This is a genomic window from Variovorax sp. GW822-FHT04A09 (assembly GCF_058801005.1).
The window spans coordinates 53155-77651 of record NZ_JBXAMV010000008.1; the positions used below are offsets into that span (position 1 = coordinate 53155).

Annotated in this window: 26 protein-coding genes; 4 read left to right on the forward strand and 22 right to left on the reverse strand. The window is 59.9% G+C overall.

The genetic code is table 11. The features are described 5' to 3' along the window. Window positions 1-36: 36 nt before the first annotated feature. The 9 genes from AC1RLW_RS29085 to AC1RLW_RS29125 form a co-directional block, all read right to left on the reverse strand. Entirely contained in the window at window positions 37-1122 is a 1086-nt protein-coding gene (locus AC1RLW_RS29085; RefSeq protein WP_493195998.1) for a glycosyltransferase family 4 protein, read from the reverse strand. Then, a complete protein-coding gene (locus tag AC1RLW_RS29090; protein WP_493195999.1) occupies window positions 1119-2042 on the reverse strand; it encodes a glycosyltransferase family 2 protein in 924 nt (307 codons plus the stop codon). The genes AC1RLW_RS29085 and AC1RLW_RS29090 overlap by 4 nt, the downstream gene beginning before the upstream one ends. Continuing rightward, window positions 2039-3277: a hypothetical protein gene (locus AC1RLW_RS29095; protein WP_493196000.1), complete on the reverse strand. Its 1239-nt coding sequence runs from the start codon at window positions 3275-3277 to the stop codon at window positions 2039-2041. Before AC1RLW_RS29095 ends, AC1RLW_RS29090 begins: the two co-directional genes overlap by 4 nt. 196 nt (window positions 3278-3473) lie before the next feature. Continuing rightward, window positions 3474-4370 carry a glycosyltransferase family 2 protein gene (locus tag AC1RLW_RS29100; protein WP_493196001.1) on the reverse strand — a complete coding sequence of 299 codons (897 nt, stop codon included), beginning with the start codon at window positions 4368-4370 and terminating at the stop codon, window positions 3474-3476. 4 nt (window positions 4371-4374) lie between these two features. Next, window positions 4375-4884 (reverse strand): acyltransferase, encoded by a 510-nt coding sequence (locus tag AC1RLW_RS29105; protein WP_493196002.1) that lies wholly within the window; start codon window positions 4882-4884, stop codon window positions 4375-4377. Between the two features lie 4 nt (window positions 4885-4888). Then, window positions 4889-6229 (reverse strand): lipopolysaccharide biosynthesis protein, encoded by a 1341-nt coding sequence (locus tag AC1RLW_RS29110; protein ID WP_493196003.1) that lies wholly within the window; start codon window positions 6227-6229, stop codon window positions 4889-4891. A 209-nt stretch (window positions 6230-6438) separates the two neighbouring features. Next, window positions 6439-7581 (reverse strand): NAD-dependent epimerase/dehydratase family protein, encoded by a 1143-nt coding sequence (locus AC1RLW_RS29115; RefSeq protein WP_493196004.1) that lies wholly within the window; start codon window positions 7579-7581, stop codon window positions 6439-6441. A 14-nt stretch (window positions 7582-7595) separates the two neighbouring features. Next, entirely contained in the window at window positions 7596-8879 is a 1284-nt protein-coding gene (tviB, locus tag AC1RLW_RS29120) for a Vi polysaccharide biosynthesis UDP-N-acetylglucosamine C-6 dehydrogenase TviB (protein WP_493196006.1), read from the reverse strand. A 144-nt stretch (window positions 8880-9023) separates the two neighbouring features. Beyond that, window positions 9024-10100, reverse strand: coding sequence for a polysaccharide biosynthesis/export family protein (locus tag AC1RLW_RS29125; RefSeq protein WP_493196131.1), 1077 nt, complete (start codon window positions 10098-10100; stop codon window positions 9024-9026). Window positions 10101-10851: 751 nt separating this feature from the next. On the opposite strand from AC1RLW_RS29125, the gene mscL reads away from it, so the two are divergent. Continuing rightward, a complete protein-coding gene (gene mscL, locus AC1RLW_RS29130; RefSeq protein WP_493196007.1) occupies window positions 10852-11283 on the forward strand; it encodes a large conductance mechanosensitive channel protein MscL in 432 nt (143 codons plus the stop codon). Window positions 11284-11305: 22 nt separating this feature from the next. Here mscL and pdxA read toward each other — a convergent pair whose 3' ends face one another. Genes pdxA through AC1RLW_RS29145 form a run of 3 tightly spaced genes read right to left on the reverse strand, consistent with a single transcriptional unit; the run spans window position 11306 to window position 14465 of the window. Beyond that, a complete protein-coding gene (gene pdxA, locus AC1RLW_RS29135; protein ID WP_493196008.1) occupies window positions 11306-12346 on the reverse strand; it encodes a 4-hydroxythreonine-4-phosphate dehydrogenase PdxA in 1041 nt (346 codons plus the stop codon). Next, window positions 12343-13116, reverse strand: coding sequence for a Nif3-like dinuclear metal center hexameric protein (locus AC1RLW_RS29140; protein ID WP_062473645.1), 774 nt, complete (start codon window positions 13114-13116; stop codon window positions 12343-12345). The genes pdxA and AC1RLW_RS29140 overlap by 4 nt, the downstream gene beginning before the upstream one ends. Then, the gene (locus tag AC1RLW_RS29145; protein WP_070059916.1) at window positions 13113-14465 is read right to left on the reverse strand and encodes an MFS transporter; all 1353 of its coding nucleotides are present in this window, start codon (window positions 14463-14465) and stop codon (window positions 13113-13115) included. Before AC1RLW_RS29145 ends, AC1RLW_RS29140 begins: the two co-directional genes overlap by 4 nt. Before the next feature lie 292 nt (window positions 14466-14757). On the opposite strand from AC1RLW_RS29145, the gene AC1RLW_RS29150 reads away from it, so the two are divergent. After that, complete coding sequence (locus AC1RLW_RS29150; protein WP_307584233.1) at window positions 14758-15918, forward strand: S1C family serine protease; 1161 nt, start codon at window positions 14758-14760, stop codon at window positions 15916-15918. A gap of 100 nt (window positions 15919-16018) precedes the next feature. On the opposite strand, the gene tatC is transcribed toward AC1RLW_RS29150, so the two are convergent. The 9 genes from tatC to AC1RLW_RS29195 form a co-directional block, all read right to left on the reverse strand. Further along, entirely contained in the window at window positions 16019-16834 is an 816-nt protein-coding gene (gene tatC, locus AC1RLW_RS29155; protein WP_493196009.1) for a twin-arginine translocase subunit TatC, read from the reverse strand. Between the two features lie 73 nt (window positions 16835-16907). Next, window positions 16908-17369 (reverse strand): Sec-independent protein translocase protein TatB, encoded by a 462-nt coding sequence (gene tatB, locus AC1RLW_RS29160; protein ID WP_062471652.1) that lies wholly within the window; start codon window positions 17367-17369, stop codon window positions 16908-16910. 19 nt (window positions 17370-17388) lie between these two features. Continuing rightward, window positions 17389-17637, reverse strand: coding sequence for a Sec-independent protein translocase subunit TatA (gene tatA / locus AC1RLW_RS29165; RefSeq protein WP_062471655.1), 249 nt, complete (start codon window positions 17635-17637; stop codon window positions 17389-17391). Between the two features lie 65 nt (window positions 17638-17702). After that, window positions 17703-18062: a histidine triad nucleotide-binding protein gene (locus AC1RLW_RS29170; RefSeq protein ID WP_070059922.1), complete on the reverse strand. Its 360-nt coding sequence runs from the start codon at window positions 18060-18062 to the stop codon at window positions 17703-17705. Further along, a complete protein-coding gene (locus tag AC1RLW_RS29175) occupies window positions 18052-18441 on the reverse strand; it encodes a DUF4870 family protein (RefSeq protein WP_056572726.1) in 390 nt (129 codons plus the stop codon). Before AC1RLW_RS29175 ends, AC1RLW_RS29170 begins: the two co-directional genes overlap by 11 nt. A 25-nt stretch (window positions 18442-18466) precedes the next feature. Beyond that, entirely contained in the window at window positions 18467-18856 is a 390-nt protein-coding gene (locus AC1RLW_RS29180) for a phosphoribosyl-ATP diphosphatase (RefSeq protein ID WP_139701050.1), read from the reverse strand. Beyond that, on the reverse strand, window positions 18853-19242 hold the full coding sequence (gene hisI / locus AC1RLW_RS29185) for a phosphoribosyl-AMP cyclohydrolase (protein WP_095743771.1): 390 nt from the start codon (window positions 19240-19242) through the stop codon (window positions 18853-18855). The genes AC1RLW_RS29180 and hisI overlap by 4 nt, the downstream gene beginning before the upstream one ends. Before the next feature lie 42 nt (window positions 19243-19284). Continuing rightward, window positions 19285-20070 (reverse strand): imidazole glycerol phosphate synthase subunit HisF, encoded by a 786-nt coding sequence (gene hisF / locus AC1RLW_RS29190; protein ID WP_056572731.1) that lies wholly within the window; start codon window positions 20068-20070, stop codon window positions 19285-19287. Window positions 20071-20092: 22 nt separating this feature from the next. Continuing rightward, on the reverse strand, window positions 20093-20926 hold the full coding sequence (locus tag AC1RLW_RS29195) for a D-hexose-6-phosphate mutarotase (RefSeq protein ID WP_493196010.1): 834 nt from the start codon (window positions 20924-20926) through the stop codon (window positions 20093-20095). Between the two features lie 132 nt (window positions 20927-21058). Between AC1RLW_RS29195 and AC1RLW_RS29200 the strand changes: the two genes are divergently transcribed. Next, window positions 21059-22366 (forward strand): dicarboxylate/amino acid:cation symporter, encoded by a 1308-nt coding sequence (locus tag AC1RLW_RS29200; protein ID WP_070059926.1) that lies wholly within the window; start codon window positions 21059-21061, stop codon window positions 22364-22366. An 11-nt stretch (window positions 22367-22377) separates the two neighbouring features. Further along, window positions 22378-23292 (forward strand): amino acid ABC transporter substrate-binding protein, encoded by a 915-nt coding sequence (locus tag AC1RLW_RS29205; RefSeq protein WP_493196011.1) that lies wholly within the window; start codon window positions 22378-22380, stop codon window positions 23290-23292. Between the two features lie 19 nt (window positions 23293-23311). Here the strand turns inward: AC1RLW_RS29205 and AC1RLW_RS29210 are convergent, their stop codons facing one another. Beyond that, complete coding sequence (locus tag AC1RLW_RS29210; RefSeq protein WP_493196012.1) at window positions 23312-24484, reverse strand: AAA family ATPase; 1173 nt, start codon at window positions 24482-24484, stop codon at window positions 23312-23314. Between the last annotated feature and the right edge of the window lie 13 nt (window positions 24485-24497).

The following is a 24497-nucleotide window of genomic DNA, read 5'->3' on the forward strand; positions in this document are numbered from 1 at the left end:
TTCTCATAACCAAGCCAAGCAAAAATCTGCGCATGGTTAGCTGCAGTTTTTCGAGACTGAACGCAAAACCGTAGCGAGTCGGGGGGCCGTTTTTTGGATGCAATACTCCTTCTCAACCCTGAGTCTTCCCGCCGCCCCCATCTGGCGGCACAATGCTGGAGACTGAAGTAGATTTTCAAGTGCCGCCAACCACTCTTCCGCACTATTAGCTAAAAATCCATTTTCGCCGCTGCGAACGATTTCCAAATTGGCTCCTACGCCGGAAGCAACTACTGGCAAGCCACACGCCATGTATTGGATAAGTTTGTAGCCGCATTTGCCACGTTCCCAGACCGAATCCAGCAAAGGCATCACACCTACTTGGCAAGCACTAATGTTTGCGACCTCGCTCTCCTCTGCCCAATCCATTACTTCCACTCGAACACCAGGCAAGTCAACCGCACTACCGCCACCGATCACGCGCAATATAAACGGTCGGCGCGCAGCCAATGCCTGTAAGGGGCCTTGAATCGCTTGAAGGTAGCGCACCGTGGAAGGCGAGCCGATCCAAACAACTCTCGGCACACTCAAGTCGCTCGCCACCTCTTGGGACGCAAAAGTGTAGCGTTGCAGGTCAATTACGGTGGGCAGCGTCTCCACTCTTGGTGCACCCGCATCACGAGCACGTTCTGCTAAATAGTGATTACCTGCAACCACCAAAGCTGACCGAGCCATCAGCTCATCAAGGCGGCGTCCAAATAGATGGCGAACTACGGAGTTCGCGTGCTGGTCGTAGCTATGAAAAATTGCATCGTCATAGTCCAGCACGAACGGCACTCCGCGCAGCAGGAGCAATTCCAGCCAAAGGGGGCACCAGGGAAGGGCTTCTTTTTCAATCCAAAGTACATCGAAATGTCGACGTGTCATCAAGGCTCGTAAGCGACTGGCATATGCCAGTAGCAGCGCCGGACCATAGCTCCCCCTCTCATAACGAGCTTTAAGCAATACGTCGGACAGTAATGGCTGTACCGAAATCTGCAATCCAAAACTTTTAAGCCATGGCTCATATTGAAATGAACGCATGCGTGACGACGCCCCCATTCGGCCATACTTGGTCAGCGCCAGCATCTTGACTGTTTTCAACGGGTAACTCCCATGAGCACCCATTGTGGCAACCAACGCCAAAGCATACCGTAAGCAGTCCAAGTTTCCATCAAACCAGACCACGAGCGTCGCAGCAACGCGAATGCCGACCGTGACAACGGCTCGATCAAAAGCGTAACCAATAACACACCAAAAGCACCCAGCCATGAAAAATGCTTGAACGCGTATAGCAAACGACTGCGTAGAGAATAAAACAGACGTCGTGCCTTCACTTGGTTAGAGGTACCTCCACCTGCATGAAAAGCCTGCGCGCTAGCTAGATATACCGTATTCCATCCAGCCGATCGGGCACGACGAGATAGATCCAAATCCTCCAAATAAACAAAAAAACGCTCGTCAAATCCTTTTAGCAAGTCAAACAAAGACCGCCGAATCAGAAAAAAAGCCCCAATAACATGATCAACCTGGCACGTTTGGGCATGATCCCAATCAGCCATGAAATACCCAAAATGCGGAAACAATCTATCAACACCGATTGCATGCGCAATCAAACCGCCGGGGCGTGGAAATCGCGCACAGCTTTTTGAAACACGACCAAATTCATCAAGCAACTGAACGCCGCATATACCGATGCCCGAATTACCTGGACTCTGCATATAACTCAATGCCGTGGCGACGGTATTTTCATGCAGCGCCGCATCCGGGTTGAGAAATAGTAGATATTCGGTTTCAGCCTGCCTCGCCCCTAGATTGCAGGCTTTTCCAAAGCCTAAATTTGCGCCTGCGCGAATCACAGAAACATTCTGCAAGCTCTCAATATTTGCATCAGAATGATCCGTCGAACCATTATCAACCACAACAACTTTACTGATCAATCCAGATCCGTAGTTGGCAACAGAATCAAGGCATGTCCGGAGCATTCTCCCGGCATTCCAATTAACAACAATCACCGTTATCATGATTTAATCAATCGATTTTTCGCCGATCGGTTCAAATTTTTTAGATTCGCAGACAAAATTCCCACCGGAATAAAGATAACCCACATGTAATCAAATTTGGCCAAATATGGATTTGTAGCATTGGCGACCATAAAAGCCACAAAGCCAGATATAAAGCAATATTCAAATATTGGATTTTCTTTCTTTTTCAACGAGACGCAAAGCCCGTAAAAAAGCAAACCTACCCCGGATGCATAGATAAGAAATCCAACAATCCCATATTGAAACAAAAATGCCACGTATGACAATTCATACGCCCAGGGCTGCTCAAATGACCTTGAATATCCAGCTGCCGCTCCCGCACCGTGTCCAAAGAATGGCTTTTCAACAACGCCCTCAATCAAGTACTTGAACTGTAATGCGCGCTCAATATTGCTACTGCTTCCAGTAAAATCAAATATGGATCCAATTTGAGAATAATAGAAATCCCAAAAGTCAAAAAAATACAAAAACGCAACAACAAATACAGAAAAAGCAACGAGGTATGATATTTTCGCAAAAGAAAATCTCGACGCTCCCCCTCCCCCTCTTACCTTCAAAGATACGAAATACAAAACTACCGGGCCTGTAACAGCAGCAACAAACAACGCCCTTCGCCCAGAAAGCACCGTCAACACCAGCATCATCAAGATCAAGAAAAAAAACTCAACCTTTTCAGCTTGACGCTTAACTACAAAGAAGGCAGAAATACAAAACGGAAACAAGAAAACCAATGAAGATATATTTGGTATTGTGTACTTGAAGTAGTCTTCGTTTGAATCAATAACCGCATAATCCTCATAAATATACTTAATATATCTGATGAAGTAATTATCCGGCCACAATAATCCAGAAAGTAAATAGAAAACATTAACCCCCACCAACAACCAAGAGGCCGTAGCAAAAAGTCTAAACAAACTTTCGGAATCGACCTCCTTATAGCGAGAGGCAATTAAAGGAAATAACAGCGGATAAGCCACCATGACAGTTAGCACTCTTAATGCCCCGGGAGCCCCGACAAGAAAACCATAAAAAGAGTACGCGAATCCGATAAAACCAAAAAAAACAGATAACAGGAAAATTGTTTTGTTAATTCTCAAATCCCCAAGGAGAGAGAAAAATATCGCGCCGCCGAACAGGACGAATTTTAGCTCGGGTACAGCAGCCGGAAGGACAATTGATGAAATCAACAACGCCCCAATGAAGACTCTATCCAATCGCATTTTATTTTCCCAACAACTCCGGACAAGACAAAATCGATCTCAACAAAAATAACTTAGAATAAATTCGCGCCAAAAGTCGGCACGCTCATCGTCAAGCCGGAAATTGTATTTATTTTTAGCTGCACAAGAAAAAGTCAACTGTCGTCGTCTATCTTCAATCTCCGCCCCGTTTTGGCTATTTTTTAAAATCTCATCCAATTACGATTTTTTTTAATGCATAAGCGTAGAGCAAATACCCTTTAAATCTCAAAGGCTGACTAAAAATAAGTTTTTTAGCTATTTTTAGCGCCTCCCAGTGCAGCCCGAATTTCTGCGCAAACCTACCATTGGCGAAGAAGAAATCAGCCTTTACATGGGCGGGGATAGTCTTAAAGCGCGGTAGCTTTTCGATATTTTTCGCAGTGCCCATGCGTTGCTCAAACTGTTTTTGACTCAAGTCGGTTTTTGCAGACATGCCCGGATGAATTCTGTACTCTGCAACCGGGCGATTGTCGTAGAAAAATTTATATTTTTCAGCCACACGCACCCAGAGATCCCAATCGGCAATTAAGTTCGGATTCTGATCGTGCAATCCAACGTCGCTCAGCACAGAGCGCCTGATCATTCCAGCGTGAACGGCAAATCGATTGCCAACTACCATCTGATCAAAAATATCACCGGAAACGTGCTGCCCTGGGTATTTTTTTGATTCCAGCACCAATCTTTTCATAAATTGATCACAATGCCAAGTATCACCGTACACAACACCGCAGTCCAAATTGGAGTCCAATAGATCAACCTGGGTTTTCAATTTTCCCGGCAAGATCCGATCGTCAGCATCCAAGATTACGATGTATTCGCCACAGCTCTTCTGAAAGGCAACGTTTCTTGCGATATGTGCGCCTTGGTTTAAATGGCTGTACGGCTTTATTCGCGCATCAAGAGACGCATATGCCTTCAAAATATCAGCAGTCTCATCCACAGATCCGTCATCTACAACAATTAATTCCCAAGATTGAAAATCTTGCGATCGAACGCTTTGTATAGTTTCTGAAATATATGCGGCAGCATTCCATGCTGCAACCAAGATACTGACGCGTGGAGTCATATTTTCAGCGTATTTTGTTAAGTAGATGCTGTTGCTGGCGTATGATTAATTCTGGTGTAATTTCATCGCGCCAATCAAAAATCGCCTCTTGCAAGAGGTGATCGCGTGTTGCGGCTAACTCAGTCGTACTCCCAACGATTTTCGCCGGCGCGCCAACGACGACAACTCCTGCAGGTACATTTCTCGTGACCACAGCGTTGCTCCCTACTATTACATCACTGCCGATCTTTACACCAGGCATGATGACCGCGCCATATCCAACAAATACTCGATCGCCGATTTCAACACTATCGAAAATGTACTTTCCGGTGGTTGGCAACAAACAAGCGTCATGCGTTAACACGACGCTTTTCGGGGCAAATACGCAGTCACGGCCAATTTTTATAAGCTGAGGGGCAATACCATCAAGGTTTTCCAACGAGAACTGAGTCCCGGCGCCAATGTTCAAATCACGATAGCGATTAAATTTAATTTCGGTTTTTATTTTTTTAAATTTTGAAATTATTCTTCTCAAGATCCTAAGCATGCTTGCCCCCAAAAAGAAAAGCGACCCGCCTTTTCAACTTTAGAAAAAATATTTCTTGAGAGAAATTAGCATAGGCCAATGCCGCATATAAGGCAAAAAATATAGCGAGGAATCCAAACATTCGCCCCCAAGAGTCAATCGACACAACAACGCACCCTAGCATTACTGCAAATCCGATCAGCAAGAAAAATATCAACTTCTTGCTATTGCTTAAAATGCTCATTTCCTGACTGCCAAAATATGCATCCCGAATAAATAAAGATGCAATTATCAAGCATCCAATGAGGTACGCAAACGCGACCCCATCGGATCCATATTTCTTGGCCACACACCAATCCAAGCCAAGCATCGCAATTACACCAATAAAAAAGTACAGCACCCCACGCTTAGGCTTCTCATTTACTGAGAGGTACAGCATGGCTATTCGGGCCTGTGCATAAGCAACTTGCGCAGCACAGACACAAAAGACAAAAAAATCTCCCGCGTAAAGTTCTTCCCCCACTAAGTAGGACAAAAATTTTCCGCAACCCAAGATGATGAGAATTGACGCTGAGGTGGTCAAAAATGCAAGCGCTAACTGGGCTGAAATCAATGCATCTTTGCTTTTTTCCCTCTCTGCGTTTGCACTACTGAAGTAGGGAAAAAATATTGCGCATATGGGATTTACGACAACTCCCGCCAATACGCTAATGGAGAAAGTCGCTGCAAATGGCGCAAGCTTTGCGAGCCCTCCGAAATTCACTAGGGCCAGTCGCGCGCTATTATTCAGCGCCCAAATCAAAAGAAATGCTACAAATAGCGGAACAGCAATTCTGGAGTTTTCAAGAATCCAATTTACTGCACTCTTGCCATTCACTGGAGCCAAGAGAGAGTCTTTATTAAGAACGCACAACACGAGCCAAAGCAAGAGTTCCACCATCACGAGTGCAACGGCTAGTACTACAGCGCTATTCATCAAGACGCCAAGACAGATTGCCAGCAGTTGCAACAACTGCTGCGTTAGCTGCACTCCACCGTAAGCCCTAAAGTTCTTCTGGCCTTGGAAATTTACCAAGAAAAAATGATTAAGGGATAGCGCAAAAACATAGGCAAGCAAAAATCGAACATATTCAAAATATTTAACGTCACCCCATATCAACAAGGAAATTTCGCTGCCAAACAAAATAACCGCCACCACAAATATCGAAAAATTTGCGCACAGCAAAAAGAGAAATGATGTGCGTGCGATCTTTTCATTATTTTTCGCGGCAATTGCGGCGACAAGGGGGGCATCGAAGCTGGCCACGGCAATTTGCACGCCAAATGTCGAGAAAATCATGAATTGCGCAAGCATTGCGTAACTCTCGTGACCTAGCTTAGCCATGAGCTTAAGACTCAATAAACCTTTCGCCAATCCAAAAAAAGTGACGAAAATCTGAAACGACACAGCTTTTAACTTCAAACCAAACTCACAAGTGAATATCCATAAGGAAGTTTTCCGAGTGCAATACAACATCAGGCCGCGCCGCGCTCACACTGCCAAAGCCCATATACTGATCACGTTTACCGATTGTTCGTCTTTTGAGCTTGCTTCACATACCAGGGCATAGCCATCTCTAGTCCCTGCCCAACGCATTGAGTGGGTGCGTAGCCCAACAAAAGCCGCGCCTTTCCTATGTCTGCCAGGCTATGGCGCACGTCACCTGAACGGAAATCACGATAAACAGGATTAATGCCGTCGAGATGCGGATAAAGTGGCAACAGGCTACGGTGCAACTGAACGTATAATTCATTTAGAGTAATTCGTTCGCCGGCCGCCACGTTATAAATCTGATTAACTGGCGATAAGAATCCGTGAATATTTCCAGCATCGGGTACGGGGCGCGAAAAGGTTGCCGAAAAATTAGCCACGGTGGCGGCCAGCAAATTAGCTTGCACCACATTTGCAATGAAGCAAAAGTCACGGCTCGTTTCACCATCGCCATTGATGTAAACTGGTTTATCCTGAATCATGCTGTCAATCCATTTTGGAATGACAGCGGCATACGCGCCACTTGGGCTTTGCCTCGGGCCGAACACGTTGAAGTAACGCAACCCGATAGTGTCAAAGCCGTAGCACCGCGCAAATACATCGGCGTAAAGCTCGTTAACGTACTTGGTGACAGCGTACGGACTCAACGGCTTTCCGATGGTGTGCTCGACTTTCGGCAACGCCGGATGATCTCCATAGGTGCTGCTGCTGGCTGCGTATGTGAAACTCTTGACGCGTGCATCGCGCGAAGCGAGCAACATATTGAGAAAGCCGCTGATATTGACATCGTTACTCGCAATAGGGTCGGCCAAACTTCGAGGAACGCTGCCGAGAGCGGCTTGGTGAAGAACGTGTTCCACGGGCAATCGACTTTCGCCAACAGGAAAAGCCATGGCCCGCTGGCAATCGTCGAGATTGCGTATATCGCCTTCGATGAAATGGAAGTTGGCCCATTGCTCAGAAGTGACTAGGGTTTGAACCTCGGTCAGATTGCGCTGGTGACCGGTGGAGAAGTTGTCTAGCCCCACAACATGCTGGTTCAGCTTGAGCAACTTCTCGAGCAGGTTGCTGCCAATGAAGCCGGCCACACCTGTGACGAGCCACACATGGCGCTCCGTAACTAAGCAAGCGCAAAGCTTGTCGTAGGCTGACGTACTGGTATCGGGTTGACTCATGGTGTCTACCCCGCTCACAGTCGACCGTCTGCGGCGCCCAAAGGCAGCAGACTCTTCACGTCGAACAGCACGGCATCGGGTCGGCCCAGCGCCTTGATGCCGGCTGCACCGAGGGCCACGAACTGGTGATGGCCCACGGCCAAAACGATGGCAGCGTACTGCCCAGCAGCAGGCATTTCGGCCAAACACTGCAAACCGTACTCATATTCCGCCTCGGCCACGTCGATCCACGGGTCGAATACGTCGACTTCAGTGTTGTAGCCTTTCAGAGTGCGGACGATGTCCACCACCTTGGTGTTACGCACATCCGGGCAGTTTTCCTTGAAGGTCAACCCCAGCACCAGCACTTTGCTACCCAAGACCGGCACGTGCTTGCGCAGCATCAGCTTGATGACTTCGTCCGCGACATGGCTCGCCATGTTGTCGTTGATGCGACGGCCGGCCAGGATCACCTCGGGGTGATAGCCAACCTCGACCGCCTTGTGGGTAAGGTAGTACGGATCCACGCCAATGCAATGGCCGCCCACCAGCCCCGGACGAAACGGCAGAAAGTTCCACTTGGTGCCGGCTGCCTGAAGCACTTCGAGCGTGTCGATGCCGAGCCGGTGAAAAATGAGACTGAGCTCGTTCATGAGCGCGATGTTGACGTCGCGCTGTGTGTTCTCGATCACCTTTGCGGCTTCGGCTACTTTGATGCTGCTAGCCTTGTGAGTACCCGCGATGATGATCTCGCGATACATCTGGTCCACGATCTCAGCGACTTCCGGCGTGCTGCCGCTGGTCACCTTCTTGATGTTGGGCAGACGATGCTCTTTGTCACCGGGGTTGATCCGCTCCGGGCTGTAACCGCAGAAGAAATCGACATTGAATTTCTTGCCGCTGAATTTCTCCAGCACGGGCACGCACACCTCCTCCGTCGCGCCGGGGTACACCGTCGATTCGAAGATGACGATCGCCCCGTTCGACATGATCTTGCCGACGGTTTCGCTAGCCTTGATCAGCGGCGTCAGGTCGGGCCGGTTCGCCTTATCGATTGGCGTAGGCACTGTCACGACAAAGACAGAGCAGTCACGCAAATCATCGGCATGCGACGTGAACGCCAGCTGTGCTGCCGCTTTCAACTCTTCGCTGGTGGTCTCGAGCGTGTGATCGTGTCCACCCTGCAGTTCCGCAATGCGTTTGACATTGATGTCGAAGCCGACCACCCGACGCTTCTTGCCAAATTCCACGGCGAGTGGAAGGCCCACGTAGCCGAGACCGATGATCGCAATGGGTTGAGTTAATTGAATGACTTGCATGTTGTGTTGAAAACACTGGAGACAAAAAATTGGCGACAGACCCAGACAGGAGCCATGCCGCCACACCGCATTCGCGGCCGCCGACTTCAAAGTAAGCTAACTCGCGCCGTGAACCTCAAGAATTCGGTTGGGCTCTTTGCAAGGCTAACGGTGCCTGATGTACATCTCGCTGGCGGTGTTAGCCACCGATGCGGACGGCAGAATCAGACTGACCACGCGGTTCCACTTGACCAACGGCACCGGGTCGACATAAACAACGTCCTGTGGCTGCAACCGAAATTGACTCGCCAGCGCAAACGCAGCCGGGTTCTTGGCATTCAGATGAAAAATGGCCGGCCTACCCGTTGCCCCTTGGCGGATGACATAGATTTGCCCGGGATTGGACGTCGAGGCCATAGGGCCTCCGGCCTCTCCCAAAGCCTCGTTCAAGCTCAGCCGGCCATTGCTGCGCATGGGCAACGCCGCTGTTGCCATGATTTCCCCCATGACGAAGACCTTGGAATCTTCTCTGTGCGCCACACGTACGGTGTCGCCATTCTTCAGCGGGATGTTGTTTCCGTCATAGCCTGCCTCCCGCAGTCGGGTCATGTCGATGGGGATCGAGCGACCATCCCGGACCAAGGTAATCGCAGACCGATTGCCATCGGAAGTAATGCCGCCGGCTCGATTGATCGCTTCATTCAACGTCATGGGCACGTCGGTGAAGATCTGAGAACCAGGATTCCGGACTTCGCCCTCCACATAGGCACGACGGCTTCTGAAAGACTGAATCCGCACCGTCACTTGCGGATCCCGGATATGCGGCGCGAGTAACTTGACAAACAACTCCGAAGCTTCGCTCTCACTCAAACCCGCAACCCGGACCCGGCCCTTGATGTACGGGAAGGATATTTCTCCGTTGGCGTCGACGATAAAACCAGGCGCCACCTGAACACCCGTAGGGTCTACCGACTGCGAAATCACGGCTCCGGCATTGGGCAGCAGCTCAGGGTGGTCATACACGATCACGCCCACCACATCGCCGGGGCCAATGGTGTAGCGCGCGCCCTTGCCAAACAACGCCTGCACCTCAGGCGGCACGCCCTTGGGCGACACCTCCGCCAGCGTACGCACCAGCGCCAGCGAGATCGGAGTGATTTCGCCTTCCGGCGCTTCATCGGGAAGGTACCGGAACTGCGACGGCAACTCACCGCCTGCTTCGTAAGGCTCCACCGAACCCATGCCGGGCACCACGGCACAGCCCTGGAGCAACACCGCGCCGGCAAGCGCTACCCACGCGAGGGCTTTCGCATCTCTTCTCAATTCAGGTCCCTTGAAAGTCAGTCAGTCGTATCAATAACGAAGCGGCGAAAGAACGGCAATTCCCGGAGGCATGCGAGGCTCGCACATCCGCTCTCTTGTATCGCGCTTCTTTTTCAAACACTTGTGATCGCCACCACTACGCGGCACCATTTATGTAAAAATTTGAACAGTTATAGTCGCGCTGAAACTGGCAAATTCAGGCAACAAAGGTGCAGAATTCATCGCGGGGTCACGCAAGAATCTGGTGCACCCAGGGCGAATGCGCTCTGACAGACAGAAGTCTTGAAGGTCGATTTCGCGCGGCCGCTCCCCACTGCTCCCCTCTCATCGTACCAGTGCAGTGCACTGTCAATGGGGCTTTGCCTGCGTTCCAGGATGCTTCCGGAATGCCCGCACCGCGCCGTTTTGCCTTCTTTTCGAGAGCAAAACACGGCGTATCCGACCGGTTCTACCCATCCCGCGAAATTGGAAACAAGACGTTCCAAAGCGTAGTCGGCAAGGGTTAGCTACGGAGACTGGGTACCCTTCGTCCGTTCCAGGCAAGAGCCGCCAGCGGTCATGCCTCAGTTGCAGTCCAGCATCACCCGCCGCGCCGCCGTCTTGCCCTCCCGCTTCCACAGGCATACTGGCACCCCTTTCAACAGCAGGTCTTCAGCACCCTTTCTGAATCATGAGCATCCTCAGCGAATTCAAGGAGTTTGCCGTCAAGGGCAACGTCATCGACCTCGCCGTCGGCGTGATCATCGGGGCGGCGTTCGGCAAGATCGTCGACTCGCTCGTGGCCGACATCATCATGCCGCTCGTCGGCATGGTGTTCGGGAAGCTCGACTTCTCGAACCTCTACGTGATCTTGGGCACGGTGCCGGCGGGCGTGACGAACACGCTGGCGGAACTGAAGAAAGCCGGCGTGCCGGTGCTGGCGTATGGCAACTTCATCACGATTGCTGTCAATTTCGTGATCCTCGCCTTCATCATCTTCATCATGGTCAAGCAGATCAACAAGCTGCGCAAGACCGAAGAAGCGGCCCCGGCCGCGCCGGCCGCCACGCCGGAAGACATCACGCTGCTGCGCGAAATCCGCGACAGCCTGAAGCGTCCCTGAGCTTTTCTTTCCGGCCGCGCGCTCAGGCGCCGGCCAGCGTTCGCGCCATGCGCAACGCCTCAACGAGGCTCGAGGCATCGGCCACGCCCTGGCCCGCGATGTCGAACGCCGTGCCGTGATCCGGGCTGGTGCGCACCAGCGGCAGCCCGAGCGTCACGTTCACGCCCTTCTCCACTCCAAGGTACTTGACCGGGATCAGGCCCTGGTCGTGGTACATCGCGATCACCACGTCGAACTCGCCGCTGGACGGCACGCCGGCCTTGGCGCGCGCGCGCATGAAGACGGTGTCGGGCGCATGGGGCCCATGGGCGTCGATGCCCTCGGCGCGTGCGGCCTCGATGGCCGGCGCGATGACGGTGCGCTCTTCCGAACCGAACAGGCCGCCCTCGCCCGCGTGCGGGTTGAGCCCGGCCACGCCGATGCGCGGCGGCCGCCCGAGGGCGTGGGTCAAGGCGCGATGGGTGATGCGCAGCGTGTCCAGCACGCCGTCGAAGCGCACGGCCTCGATGGCGTCGCGCAGCGACATGTGGATGCTCACGAGCACGGTGCGCAGCTCGTCGTTGGCCAGCATCATGCGCACGGGCACGTCGGCCACGGTGCGGCCCAGGTGGGCGGCGGCCTCGGCCTGCAGCAGTTCGGTGTGGCCGGGGTACGGAAAGCCGGCCGCGGCCAGCGCTTCCTTGTGCAGCGGTGCGGTGACGAGGGCCGAGATCTCGCCGCGCAACGCAGCCCGCGCGGCCCACACCACGCAGTCGCCAGCGGCGCGCCCGGCCTCGGCGCTGATGCGCCCCTGCACGATGCCCTTCGGCGGCGCGATCACCTGCAGCACCGGGATGCACCCCGGCGGCACGGCAACCGCTTCAGCGACGCTGGCAATCTCCACGACCGGCCACCCCAGCCGCCCCGGCACCGCGAGCGCCTGGGAGGCGCTGCGCAGCGTGCCGACGTCGCCGGCCACGAACGCACCGCGCACGGCGTCGGGCGCGTCGCGGAAGGCCTTGGCAATGATCTCGGGGCCGATGCCCGCCGGGTCGCCGAGCGTGATCGCGATCGGCGCCTTCATGCGGGGTTGTCGATGTCGATGAACTCGTGCTTCAGCCCGAGCTGCGCCGCCACATGGGCGGCCACGGCCTGCGCGCCGTAGCGCTCGGTGGCGTGGTGGCCGCAGGCCAGGAAGGCCACGCCCAGCTCGCGGGCGTAGTGCGCCTGCGGCTCGGAAATCTCGCCGGTGATGAAGGCGTCGGCACCGGCCGCGATGGCGGCCTCGAAGTAGCCCTGGGCGCCGCCCGTACACCACGCGATGTTCTTGATCGGACGGTGGGCCGTGTCGACCAGCGTGACGGGCCGTTTCAGCACCTTCTCGACATGGGTCGCCAGGGCCTTGGCGCTGGCGAAGTTCTCGCCGTTCTCGCGCGCGCCCAGGAAGCCCAGCTCCTGTTCGCCGAAGCGTCCTGCCGACCCCGGATGCGCCACAAGCCCCAGCTGCAGGCCGAGTTGCGCGTTGTTGCCCAGTTCGGGGTGCGCGTCGAGCGGCAGGTGGTAGGCGAACAGGTTGACGTCGTCGCCCAGCAGCAGGCCCAGGCGCTGCTTCATCCAGCCGGTGACGCAGCCGTCCTGGCCGCGCCAGAACAGGCCGTGATGGACGAAGATGGCATCGGCCTCGGCGTGGATCGCGGCCTCGATCAGCGCGCGGCTGGCGGTCACGCCCGAGACGATCTTGCGGACCACGGTGCGCCCTTCGACCTGCAGGCCGTTGGGTCCGTAATCCTTGAAGCGCCCGGGGGCCAGCAGCAGGTCGAATGCGTGAAGCAGTTCGTGGCGTGTGGTGCTCATCGCGACATTGTCGCGCTCCCCGCGGCCGGCGCGCCATCGCGCATCGGGTGGCCGCGTGCGGCCAGGGGCCACAGGGCCAGCAGGAAGCCCAGCGCCGCCAGCGCGGCGACGTAGTGCGCCGGCGCCATGGTGTCGTGCTGCAGCCAGAGCGTGAGGATCACCGGCGTCAGGCCGCCGAAGACGGCATATGACATGTTGTAGGCGAACGAAAGCCCCGTGAAGCGCACCGGCGCCGGAAATGCCCGCACGCCCGCGATCGGCACGGTGGCGATGGTGCCCACGAAGAGCCCCACCAGCCCGTAGTGCCAGAACAGCGTGGCCGGCGTGCCGGGCAGCCCGGTGTAGAACAGGTAGGCGGTGGCAAAGAGGCCACCCCAGCCGATGAGCATCACGGCGCGCGTGCCGATGCGGTCGCTGGCCCAGCCGACGATCACGCAGCCGATGGTCAGGGTCAGCGTGGCGAGCGCGTTGGCTTCGAGCGCCAGCGCCGCCGGAATGTGGTGCACCTTCTGCAGGTAGGTGGGCGTGTACAGCACCACCACGACGATGGCGGCCGACAGCACCCAGGTCTGCAGCCCCACGTACACGCTCGCCAGGCGGTGCTCGCGCAGCACGGTGCGCAGCGGCAGCTCGCGGGCGACCGTCTTGCGGCCGGCCAGCTCCTTGAAGACCGGCGTCTCGTGCAAGAAGCGGCGCAGGTAGACCGAGAACAACCCGAACACGCCGCCCAGGATGAAGGGAATGCGCCAGGCGAAGTCGTTCACCTGCTCCGGCGAGTAATGGCGGTTGATGGCCACGGCCACCAGCGAGCCCAGCAGGATGCCGCCGGTGATGCCCGAGGTCAGCGTGCCGATGCCGAAGCCGTAGCGCTTCGCCGGTACGTGTTCGCCGACGAACACCCAGGCGCCGGGCATCTCGCCGCCGATGGCCGCACCCTGCAGCACGCGCATGGCCAGCAGCAGCAGGGGCGCTGCGACGCCGATGCTCGCGTAGGTGGGCAAGAGGCCGATCACCAGCGTGGGCGCCGCCATCAGGAAGATCGACAGCGTGAACATGCGCTTGCGCCCCAGCAGGTCGCCGAAGTGCGCAATGACGATGCCGCCCACGGGCCGCGCGAGGTAGCCCGCGGCGAAGATGCCGAAGGTCTGCAGCTGGCGCAGCCAGTCGGGCATGTCGGCGGGGAAGAACAGCGCGCCCAGCACGGTCGCGAAGAAGACGTAGATGACGAAGTCGTAGAACTCGAGCGTGCCGCCGAGGGCGGACAGGGCCAGGGTCTTGTAGTCGCGCGCATCGAGCGTGCGCGCCGGAGCGGGCGTGGCGCCGTCCGTGTAGGTAGCTTCTGAGGTCATGGCAGCAGGGGTATCGTGGCCGCTCGCCTGCCTTGAACCGGATAGGGGCAGAGCGTGGCACGCCGACGAAGGGATCGCCTGGCCGCGTCCGCCGGGTGGGCGGCGCGGAAGGCCTGAAGGGGGCGATCCGGGTCGGATCGCTTGCCGATACTAAGGGTTAGCCCGTATTCACGCCCCGCAGGCCGCGCAATCTCGACCCTGCCGCGCGGTCTATGGCGCCAGGCCGGTTGAGGGACAATTGCAACCGGCGCCGTCTTTCAGCGCTTTTCCAACGCTCTTTCTTCAAGCTTTCATGAAACGCACCTGGCTGCTCTTTGCCCAAGCCGTGACCGTCCTGCTGGCGGCCTATTTCGTCGTCGCGACGCTCAAGCCCGAGTGGATCAATAAGCGCTCGACCTCGCTGGGCGGCGTGGTGTCGATCGTCGAAGCGCCCAGCGGCGCGCCGGCCGTGCCCGCCGCGGGCAGCCTGAGCGCTGCAGCCAAGAAGGCCTCGCCGGCAGTCGTGAGCATCAACACCAGCAAGGCCGCGCAGCGCCACCCGCGCAGCAACGACCCCTGGTTCCGCTTCTTCTTCGGCGACCAGGCCGACCAGCCCCAGGTGGGCCTGGGCAGCGGCGTGATCGTCAGCACCGACGGCTACATCCTCACCAACAACCACGTGGTCGAGGGCGCCGACGAAATCGAGGTCACCCTGAACGACAGCCGCCACGCGCGCGGCAAGGTGATCGGCACCGACCCCGACACCGACCTGGCCGTGCTCAAGATCGAGCTCGACAAGCTGCCGGTGATCGTGCTGGGCAACTCCGACGAGCTGCTGGTGGGCGACCAGGTGCTGGCCATCGGCAACCCCTTCGGCGTGGGCCAGACCGTGACCAGCGGCATCGTCTCGGCGCTGGGCCGCAACCAGCTGGGCATCAACCAGTTCGAGAACTTCATCCAGACCGACGCGGCCATCAACCCCGGCAACTCGGGCGGCGCACTGATCGACGTCAACGGCAACCTGCAGGGCATCAACACCGCGATCTACTCGCGCTCGGGCGGCAGCATGGGCATCGGCTTCGCCATTCCGGTGTCGATGGCCAAGATCGTGCTCGAGGGCATCGTGAAGGAAGGCCAGGTGCGCCGCGGCTGGATCGGCGTCGAGCCGAGCGACCTGTCGCCCGAACTGGCCGAGACCTTCGGCGTGAAGGCCGACGCGGGCGTGATCATCACCGGCGTGCTGCAGAACGGCCCCGCCGCCAAGGCCGGCATCCGCCCGGGCGACGTGATCACATCGGTGGGCGAGAAGAAGACCGACAGCGTGCAGGCCCTGCTGACCGCCGTCGCCGGCCTCAAGCCGGGCGACACCGCACGCTTCGCGCTGCAGCGCGGCACTGACAAGATGGAACTGGACGTGACGCCAGGGCTGCGGCCGAAGAGCCCGATCAGGCAGCAGTTGCCGAACAACGAATAGGCAAGAAACGACAGCGGCTCCGGCCGCAGATCGGACGGCAACAAAAAAGCGGCCCTCGGGCCGCTTTTGTTTTGGGGGCAGGAGCCGATCGATTCGGGGATCAGGAACTGCCGGAAGACCCCGAACCCGCGCCCTCTTCTTCACTCTCGGGCGCCTTGCCCGTTCCTGCGAAATAGCGCGCCCCGATGATCCCCACCTCGTACAGCAGGCACATCGGCACCGCCAGCGCCAGTTGCGAGACCACGTCGGGCGGCGTGAGCACCGCGGCCACCACGAAGGCGATCACGATGAAGTAGCCGCGAAACGAGCGCAGCTTCTCGATGGTGACCATCTCGAAACGCACCAGCAGCATCACCACGATCGGCACCTGGAAGGCCACGCCGAAGGCGATGTACAGCGACAGGATGGCCTCGACGTACGACGAGATGTCGGGCGTGGCCGCCACCGCCGCGGGCGTGAACTTCTGGATGAAGCCGAACATCTTGTCCAGCACGAACAGCTGCACGAAGGCGATGCCGCCGTAGGCCAGCACGCTGCCGAAGAAGATCAGCGGCAGGGCAAAGCGCTTCTCGTGGCTGTACAGACCAGGCGCGACGAACATCCAGGCCTGGTACATGAGCCAGGGCAGCGCCAGCAGCACCGCCGCCATCATCAGCACCTTGAGCGGCACGAAGAACGGCGAGAACACGCCGATGGCGATCAGCTTGGCGTCCGGCGGCATGTGCGCGCGGATCGGCATGGCGATGATGTCCATGAGCCCGCTCGGGCCGGGCCAGATCGCCAGCAGGATGCCCGCGACCACGAGGCCGTAGACGCAGTACAGCAGCCGGTCCCGAAGCTCGACCAGGTGCTGCACGAACGGCTGCTCGGTGCCCGCCAGCTCGTCTTCTTTGTTCTTGTTGTCGGAATCGGCCATGGGAGAGGAGAAAGCGTGGGAGAAGACACAGGCGCACGGGGCGCCCGGGAACGCCGCGGGGCGTGCGCGTGCGTCAGTTGATCTTGTGGGGGCGGAAGCGGGCGACCCGCGCCGCGCCCGACAGCGCCTTGGTACGCACGCCGTTGCGCGCCTTGTACCAGTTCGGCGTGGCGCCCTGCTTCAGGCGCCAGTTCTTGCGGGGGTGCCTGTATTCGGGCACCGCCTGCTCGGGCTCGGCCAGTGCCGACAGGGTGTCGCCGGACGCGCCGGAAAACTGCTTCTCGAACTCGCTGGCGCCGGTGTGGATGCTGTGCTCCACATCGCGCGCCGCGTCCTCGACCGTGGTCTTCATCTTGCGGAGCTCGTCGAGCTCCATCGAACGGTTGACTTCGGCCTTGACGTCGTTCACGTAGCGCTGTGCCTTGCCGAGCAGGGCGCCCACCGTGCGTGCAACGCGCGGCAGCTTCTCCGGCCCGATCACGATCAGCGCCACGACGCCGATGAGCGCCAGCTTCTCAATGCCGAGGTCGATCACGGATGTGTGCCTGCGGTGCTCAGGACTTCTGGCGCGCTTCGACGTCGATCGTCGACTTGTCGCTGTTGGCCGGCTGGCCGGTCACTTGCTGCGTGGGGGCCGACGTGGTGGAGGCATCGGGGGAGGCCGAGCCGTCCTTCATGCCGTCCTTGAAGCCCTTGACGGCGCCACCGAGATCCGAACCCATGTTCCGCAGCTTCTTGGTGCCGAAGATCATGACCACGACGAGCAGCACGATCAGCCAGTGCCAGATGGAAAAAGAACCCATGGAGAACTCCTAAGAATGTGTCCGATTTTAGTCGGGGGGAATGTGACAGTTTGGCTTAACCCTGCTCAGCCGCGAAGCCAGGGGCGAGGGCCGCCCATGACGTGCACATGGAGATGGTGAACCTCCTGCCCGCCCTCGGCGCCGGTGTTCACGACGACCCTATAGCCGCCGTCCGGATAGGGCCTGCAGCCCTGCTCCAGCGCCAGCTGGGGGGCCAGCGTCATGATCTTGCCCATGAGCGCCGAATCCTCGGGCGTCAGCTGCGCCATCGAGGCGATGTGTTTCTTCGGCACCAGCATGAAATGCACCGGCGCCCAGGGCGAGATGTCGTGGAAACCGAACAGGTCGTCGTCTTCGTAGACCTTGCGCGAGGGGATCTTGCCTTCGATGATTTTGCAGAAGACGCAGTTCGGATCAGATGACATCTTTGGGTTCCATGGGACGGCCGTCGTTCATCCGGATCATGCCCTTCACGATCCGGTAGAGGAACCACAGCGAAATCAGGCTCCAGGCGATCCAGCCCGGCACGAACAGCAGCAGCCAGAGCCACGAGGTGACGATGTACAGCAGGCCGGCCCACAGCACCGAACGGATGCGCCAGCTGAAGTGCGAGGCCTGCCAGGTGCCGGCCGCGTCGTCGCGCTTCACGAAATCGATCAGGAGGGCGATGAGCAGCAGCAGCACGGAGGCCTGCGCGCCCGGCACGACCGCGCCGATGGCCACGATCAGGTGCAGCACGTAGCTGACCCAGCCCCAGGTCTTGAGGGAGTCGTCGGGTTCCACGTTCACGATGTCATTGGCCATGGTCGATGCCCTTTCAATCGATCATTCAGTCGTTGGAAGCTTCGCGGGCCTGCACCTTGCGCAGGGCTTTTTCCTCGATGCCGCTGGTGCCTTCGCGGCGCTCGAGCTCCGCGACGACGTCGGCTGGCGAGAAACCGTAGTGGGCCAGCGCCACCATGGTGTGGAACCACAGGTCGGCCACTTCGTTCACTATTTTCGAGCGGTCGCCGCCGTGGTCCGCGTCCTTGGCGGCCATCACGACCTCGGTGGCTTCCTCGCCGATCTTCTTGAGGAAGGCGTCGGGGCCCTTGTGCAGCAGCCGGGCGACGTAGCTTTTCTCGGGGTCGCCGCCGTTCGCGGGCAGGCGGCTCTCGAGCACCGCGGCCAGGCGGGCGAGCGCGTCGGAGGTGTTCGAATCGTTCACTGTGGCGCTCATTTGTAGATCGACTCCGGGTCTTTCAAGACTGGTTCGACCACGGTCCACTGGCCCTTCTCGTACTTGCTGAAGAAGCAGCTGTGGCGGCCGGTGTGGCAGGCGATGCCGGGCTCGTGGCCCAGCTGCGTCACCTTGAGCAGCACGACGTCGTTGTCGCAGTCGAGGCGGATCTCGTGCACGGTCTGCACGTGGCCCGACTCCTCGCCCTTGAACCACAGCTTGCTGCGCGAGCGGCTGAAATACACCGCGCGGCCCAGCTCGGCGGTCTTTTCGAGCGCCTCGCGGTTCATCCACGCGAACATGAGCACGTCGTTCGTGCCTTGTTCCTGGGCGATCACGGGCACCAACCCGTTCGCGTCCCACTTCACTTCATCGAGCCAATTCATGGGGATATTGTCGAGGATAGGAAAAGACCCTTCCGGTCCCGCTCAGGCGTCGATGCGCACGGGAATCCCGCGCTCGGCCATGCGCGCCTTGGCCTCGCCCACGGTGTGCTCGCCGTAGTGGAAGATGCTCGCGGCCAGCACCGCGTCGGCGCCGCCCTTCTGGATGCCGTCGGCCAGGTCGTCGAGGTTGCCGACGCCGCCCGAGGCGATCACGGGCACGTTGACCGCGTCGCTCACGGCGCGCGTCAGGGCCAGGTCGAAGCCGCTCTTGGTGCCGTCGCGGTCCATGCTGGTGAGCAGGATCTCGCCAGCGCCGCGGCGTGCCATCTCGGTCGCCCACTGCACCACGTCCAAGCCGGTGTTCTTGCGCCCGCCGTGGCTGTAGACGTCCCAGCCCGCGCCGCGCGTGGCGGCGTCTTCGGGGCTGCGGCGCTTGGCGTCGATGGCGACCACGATGCATTGCGAGCCGTACTTCTGGGCCGCGTCGCTGATCACCTGCGGATCGGCGATGGCGGCCGAGTTGAAGCTGGTCTTGTCGGCGCCCGCGTTGAGCAGCCGACGCACGTCGGCCACGGTGCGCACACCGCCGCCCACGGTCAGCGGAATGAAGACCTGCGAGGCCACCGCTTCGATGATCGGCAGGATCAGGTCACGGCCGTCGCTGGTGGCGGTGATGTCCAGGAAGGTGAGTTCATCGGCGCCCTGCGCGTTGTAGCGCGCGGCGATCTCGACCGGGTCGCCGGCATCGCGCAGCTCGAGGAAGTTGACGCCCTTGACGACGCGGCCGCCGGTGACGTCGAGGCAGGGAATGATGCGTTTGGCAAGCATGGGGTGGTGAACCAGAGAGAAATCAGAGAACGCAAAGCTGTTGCCAGCCCTGCCATTGGGCGCCGGGCGCCAGCACGACGGGTTCGTCGATGCGGGCCGCCTCGACGCACAGCATGTGGCGGAAGCCCTCTGCGGGCATGTCCGCGAGTGTCGCACCGAGCACGGGACCGGGGTTCCAGACCACGGTTTCGGTGCAGGTTTCGCTCTGGGTGATTTCGAGCGTGCCGCCGGGCTGCACCAGCCGCAGCGGCTGCGCCGGGGCGGTGTAGACGCTGTCGAACTCGGCGTCGAACTGCAGCGCGGCGGCGGTTTCGGTCTGGCGCACGTCGCGCACCGCGTCCCAGCGGGCGGCGCCCTGCAGGCCTTCGAGGCGCACGGCGGCGATGTCGTCCACGCGCAGGTAGGTGTGCAGCGCGGCCGAAAACGGCCAGGGTGCGTCGCCGGTGTTGGCCAGGGTGAGCGCGGTGCGCAGCTGGCCGGCGGCGAGCGTGGCGTCCATCCGGGCCTCGAAGGCATGCGGCCAGAGCCGGCGGGTGGCGTCGTTGTCGCGCAGCACCAGCCGCAGCGTGTCGGGCGCGCCCGATTCCTCGCGAATCCAAGGCAGATTGCGCATGAAGCCATGCTTGGGGAGCATGCCGCGCTGGTTGAACTGGGGGCAGCACAGGGGAATGCCGCCGCGGATGGCGGTTTGGCCGTCAAAAACGGCCTTCGGACTCAGATACAGTCGCTCCCCACCGCGGGCCGGGGCCCAGGAAAGCACCTGGGCGCCATGCAGCGCCACCGTCAGCGTGCTGCCATCGGCCGCCACGGCGTGCAACGCCGGCTGGCCTCGAAACTCGATCGAGCGGATATCCATGTGAGGAATTGTAGGCAGCCGCCGCATCCTGGCAGCAGGCCATTGCGTGCATCCGCCTTTCTTGGATACCCTGTGCCGGGTCGGTCCCGTGCACTCGAAAAGAACCACTCTCACACGACAAAGGGGATACGCATGAAGAAAAAGCTGCCCATGGCCGCCTGGATCCTGATCGCCATGGTGCTCGGCATCATCGTCGGTTACATGATCTTCACCAGCTTTCCCGACAAGAAGGCCGCCAAGGAGATCGCGGACTACGTCTCCATCGTCTCCGACGTCTTCCTGCGCCTGATCAAGATGCTGATCGGCCCGCTGGTGTTCTCCACGCTGGTGGTGGGCATCGCGCACATGGGCGACGCCAAGTCGGTCGGCCGCGTGTTCGGCAAGGCCATCGGCTGGTTCCTCACGGCCTCGCTGATCTCGCTGGTGATCGGCCTGGTCATGGCCAACCTGCTCAAGCCCGGCGAGAACCTGGGCCTGCCGCTGCCCGACATCGGCGCCTCGGCCAACCTGGCGACCAACAAGTTCACCTTCAAGGACTTCGTGAGCCACACGGTGCCCAAGTCGTTCGTGGAGGCGATGGCCAACAACGAGATCCTGCAGATCGTGGTGTTCTCGATGTTCTTCGGCGTGGCGCTGGCCTCGCTCGGCGACAAGGCCAAGACGCTGGTGGCCGCCATCGAGGAGCTGTCGCACGCCATGCTCAAGATCACGGGCTACGTCATGAAGCTCGCGCCGCTGGCGGTGCTGGCCGCCATGGCCGCCACCGTGGCCGTGAACGGGCTGGGCATTCTCGTCAAGTTCGCCGTGTTCATGCGCGACTTCTACCTGGGCCTGTTCGTGCTGTGGGGCGTGCTGATCATGGCCGGCCTGCTGTTCCTGGGGCCGCGCGTGTTCAAGCTGCTGGTGCTCATCAAGGAGGCGTTCCTGCTCTCGTTCGCCACCGCGAGCTCCGAAGCCGCCTACCCGAAGATCCTGCAGGCGCTCGACCGTTTCGGCGTGAAGCGCAAGATCTCCAGCTTCGTGATGCCGATGGGCTACTCGTTCAACCTCGACGGCTCGATGATGTACTGCACCTTCGCCGTGCTGTTCATCGCGCAGGCCTACGACATCCACATGCCGATCAGCACGCAGATCACCATGCTGCTGATCCTGATGCTCACCTCCAAGGGCATGGCCGGCGTGCCGCGTGCGTCGCTGGTGGTGATCGCCGCCACGCTGAACCACTTCGACATTCCCGAGGCCGGCCTGCTGCTGATCCTGGGCGTGGACACCTTCCTGGACATGGGCCGCTCGGCCACCAACGCGGTGGGCAACTCCATCGCCACGGCCGTGGTCGCCAAGTGGGAGGGCGAGCTGCTGTCCGAGAGCGATGCCGAGGCCAACGCCAAGGTGCTCGACGAGGAAGCCGCCGCCACCCTCGCCCACCCGGCGCACGCGTGAGGCGCCACGCCATGACGCGCATCGCCACGCTGCCCTCCGCTGCCGCCGCATGGCTGCTGGCGGCCGTGGTCCTGGCCTTGCCGGCCGGCCCGGCACAGGCGCAGGAGCTCCTCACCGGCACGCTGGCCAAGGTGCGCGAGAGCGGCACCATCGCCATCGGCCACCGCGAGGCCTCGGTGCCTTTTTCGTACCTCAATGCGCGCAAGGAACCGATCGGCTATTCCATCGAGCTGTGCCGCGCGCTCGTCACGGCCATCGAGGACACGGTCAACAAGAGCCTCACGATCAAGTGGGTGCCCGTCACCTCCGATTCGCGCATCGACGCGGTCGTCAGCGGCCAGATCGACCTCGAGTGCGGCTCCACCACCAGCAACCTCGAGCGCCAGAAGCGCGTGGCCTTCTCTCCGACGATGTTCGTCTCGGGCACCAAGGTGCTGGTGAAGAAGGGCGCGCCGATCCAGTCGTTCCGCGACCTGGCCGGCAGGAAGGTGGCGGTGACGGCCGGCACCACCAACGAGAAGACGCTGCGCGACCTGTCGCAGAAGTTCAAGCTGAACATCGAGCTGAAGGTGGCACGCGACCATGCCGAGTCGTTCGCGCTCGTGAAGGACGGCCAGGCCGACGCCTTTGCCACCGACGACGTGCTGCTCTACGGCCTGATCGCCCGCGACGCCGCCAAGGCGCAGTACGAGGTGGTGGGCGACTTCCTCTCCTACGACCCGTACGCGGTCATGTACCGCAAGGGCGACCCGCAGCTCAACAAGGTGGTGGTCGATACCTTCCAGGTACTGGCGGAAGACGGCGAGATCCACCGCCAGTACAAGCGCTGGTTCATGCGCAAGCTGCCCTCGGGGGAAAGCCTCAACCTGCCGATGAGCGCGCAGCTGGAAACGATCATCCAGACGATGGCGGTGAAGGCCGAGTAGGCCCGCCTGCCCTTCATCCCTAGCGCGTCGGCCACTCCCAGCGCGGGATCTCGCTCATGTCGAGGTTCGCGATGCGGGTCTCGCCGAAGCGCTTTTCGAGCACCACCGGCTGCAGGCCGTCGCTGTCGTCCAGGGCGGCGATCAGGCGCGCCGCGTGCGACACCACGATCACCTGCGACGACCGCGCGGCCTGCGCGATGAGGCGGCCCAGCGCCGGCAGCAGGTCGGGGTGCAGGCTGGTCTCGGGCTCGTTGAGCACCAGCAGCGCGGGCGGACGGGGCGTCAGCAGCGCCGCGATCCACAGCAGGTAGCGCAGGGTGCCGTCCGACAGCTCGGCGGCCGTCAGGGGCCGCAGCAGGCCGTGCTGGTGCATCAGCGTCTCGAAGCGGTCGCCGTTCGCCTGCACCTCGATGCGGGCGCCCGGAAAGGCGTCGTCCACGGCGCTGTCGAGCGCCTCGCCGTCGCCGATCTCGCGGACGGTCTGCAGGGCCGCGGCCAGATCGGCCCCATCGTTCGCCAGCACAGGCGTGTAGGTGCCCAGTTGCGGCTGACGCGCCGGGGCGTCGGCATCGGAGCGGAAGTGGTCATAGAAGCGCCAGGAGCGCATCTGCTCGCGCAGCGTGAGCATCTCGGGCGCGTCGCGCGGATCGGCGTGCTCGGTCATCATGCTGGCGAAGGCGGGAATCGGCCGGCCGATGGCCTGCCAGCCCTTGCCGTCGCGCAGGCGCAGCGCGGCGCCCTTGCGGTCGACCAGGTGCGTGGAGGGGCGCAGCAGCGGGCCGCTCCAGATCGCCTCGTGCTTGATCTGCGGGTCGTGCGAGAAGGCCGAGGACGGGACGGGCGGCGGCAGGCCGATGTCGATGGCGTAGCCGAAATCGTCGGCCTCGGCGCCGGCGAAGCCCAGCTTCAGCGCCACCGGCTCGCTGCGCGTGGTGCCCTGCACCGGCTGTTCGCCGCGCAGCATGGCCGCCGAAAAGCGCTCGGGCCCGGCCCACAGCGTGGAAGACAGCCCGCCCTCGCGCACCAGCGAGCGGATCACGCCACCGTTGGCGATGTCGGCCAAGAGGCGCATCGCGCGGTACACGCTCGACTTGCCGCTGCCGTTGGCGCCGGTGACCACCGTGAGGCGGCCCAGCGGCACCGTCAGCTGGCGCAGCGAGCGGTAGTTGGCGATGGCGAGCGCGGAGAGCACGCGCCGCTACAGC

Bases quoted from the DNA above. Each gene is read 5' to 3' on its own strand.
- AC1RLW_RS29090 (WP_493195999.1), bottom strand. From the start codon at position 2,042: ATGATAACGGTGATTGTTGTTAATTGGAATGCCGGGAGAATGCTCCGG.
- tatC (WP_493196009.1), bottom strand. From the start codon at position 16,834: ATGGCCGATTCCGACAACAAGAACAAAGAAGACGAGCTGGCGGGCACC.
- pdxA (WP_493196008.1), bottom strand. From the start codon at position 12,346: ATGAAGGCGCCGATCGCGATCACGCTCGGCGACCCGGCGGGCATCGGC.
- AC1RLW_RS29110 (WP_493196003.1), bottom strand. From the start codon at position 6,229: ATGCTTGCGCAATTCATGATTTTCTCGACATTTGGCGTGCAAATTGCC.
- AC1RLW_RS29175 (WP_056572726.1), bottom strand. From the start codon at position 18,441: ATGGCCAATGACATCGTGAACGTGGAACCCGACGACTCCCTCAAGACC.
- tatA (WP_062471655.1), bottom strand. From the start codon at position 17,637: ATGGGTTCTTTTTCCATCTGGCACTGGCTGATCGTGCTGCTCGTCGTG.
- AC1RLW_RS29195 (WP_493196010.1), bottom strand. From the start codon at position 20,926: ATGGATATCCGCTCGATCGAGTTTCGAGGCCAGCCGGCGTTGCACGCC.
- hisI (WP_095743771.1), bottom strand. From the start codon at position 19,242: ATGAATTGGCTCGATGAAGTGAAGTGGGACGCGAACGGGTTGGTGCCC.
- AC1RLW_RS29205 (WP_493196011.1), top strand. From the start codon at position 22,378: ATGACGCGCATCGCCACGCTGCCCTCCGCTGCCGCCGCATGGCTGCTG.
- AC1RLW_RS29200 (WP_070059926.1), top strand. From the start codon at position 21,059: ATGAAGAAAAAGCTGCCCATGGCCGCCTGGATCCTGATCGCCATGGTG.
- AC1RLW_RS29180 (WP_139701050.1), bottom strand. From the start codon at position 18,856: ATGAGCGCCACAGTGAACGATTCGAACACCTCCGACGCGCTCGCCCGC.
- AC1RLW_RS29115 (WP_493196004.1), bottom strand. From the start codon at position 7,581: ATGAGTCAACCCGATACCAGTACGTCAGCCTACGACAAGCTTTGCGCT.
- AC1RLW_RS29150 (WP_307584233.1), top strand. From the start codon at position 14,758: ATGAAACGCACCTGGCTGCTCTTTGCCCAAGCCGTGACCGTCCTGCTG.
- AC1RLW_RS29100 (WP_493196001.1), bottom strand. From the start codon at position 4,370: ATGACTCCACGCGTCAGTATCTTGGTTGCAGCATGGAATGCTGCCGCA.
- hisF (WP_056572731.1), bottom strand. From the start codon at position 20,070: ATGCTTGCCAAACGCATCATTCCCTGCCTCGACGTCACCGGCGGCCGC.
- AC1RLW_RS29125 (WP_493196131.1), bottom strand. From the start codon at position 10,100: ATGGGTTCGGTGGAGCCTTACGAAGCAGGCGGTGAGTTGCCGTCGCAG.
- tviB (WP_493196006.1), bottom strand. From the start codon at position 8,879: ATGCAAGTCATTCAATTAACTCAACCCATTGCGATCATCGGTCTCGGC.
- mscL (WP_493196007.1), top strand. From the start codon at position 10,852: ATGAGCATCCTCAGCGAATTCAAGGAGTTTGCCGTCAAGGGCAACGTC.
- AC1RLW_RS29140 (WP_062473645.1), bottom strand. From the start codon at position 13,116: ATGAGCACCACACGCCACGAACTGCTTCACGCATTCGACCTGCTGCTG.
- AC1RLW_RS29145 (WP_070059916.1), bottom strand. From the start codon at position 14,465: ATGACCTCAGAAGCTACCTACACGGACGGCGCCACGCCCGCTCCGGCG.
- AC1RLW_RS29170 (WP_070059922.1), bottom strand. From the start codon at position 18,062: ATGTCATCTGATCCGAACTGCGTCTTCTGCAAAATCATCGAAGGCAAG.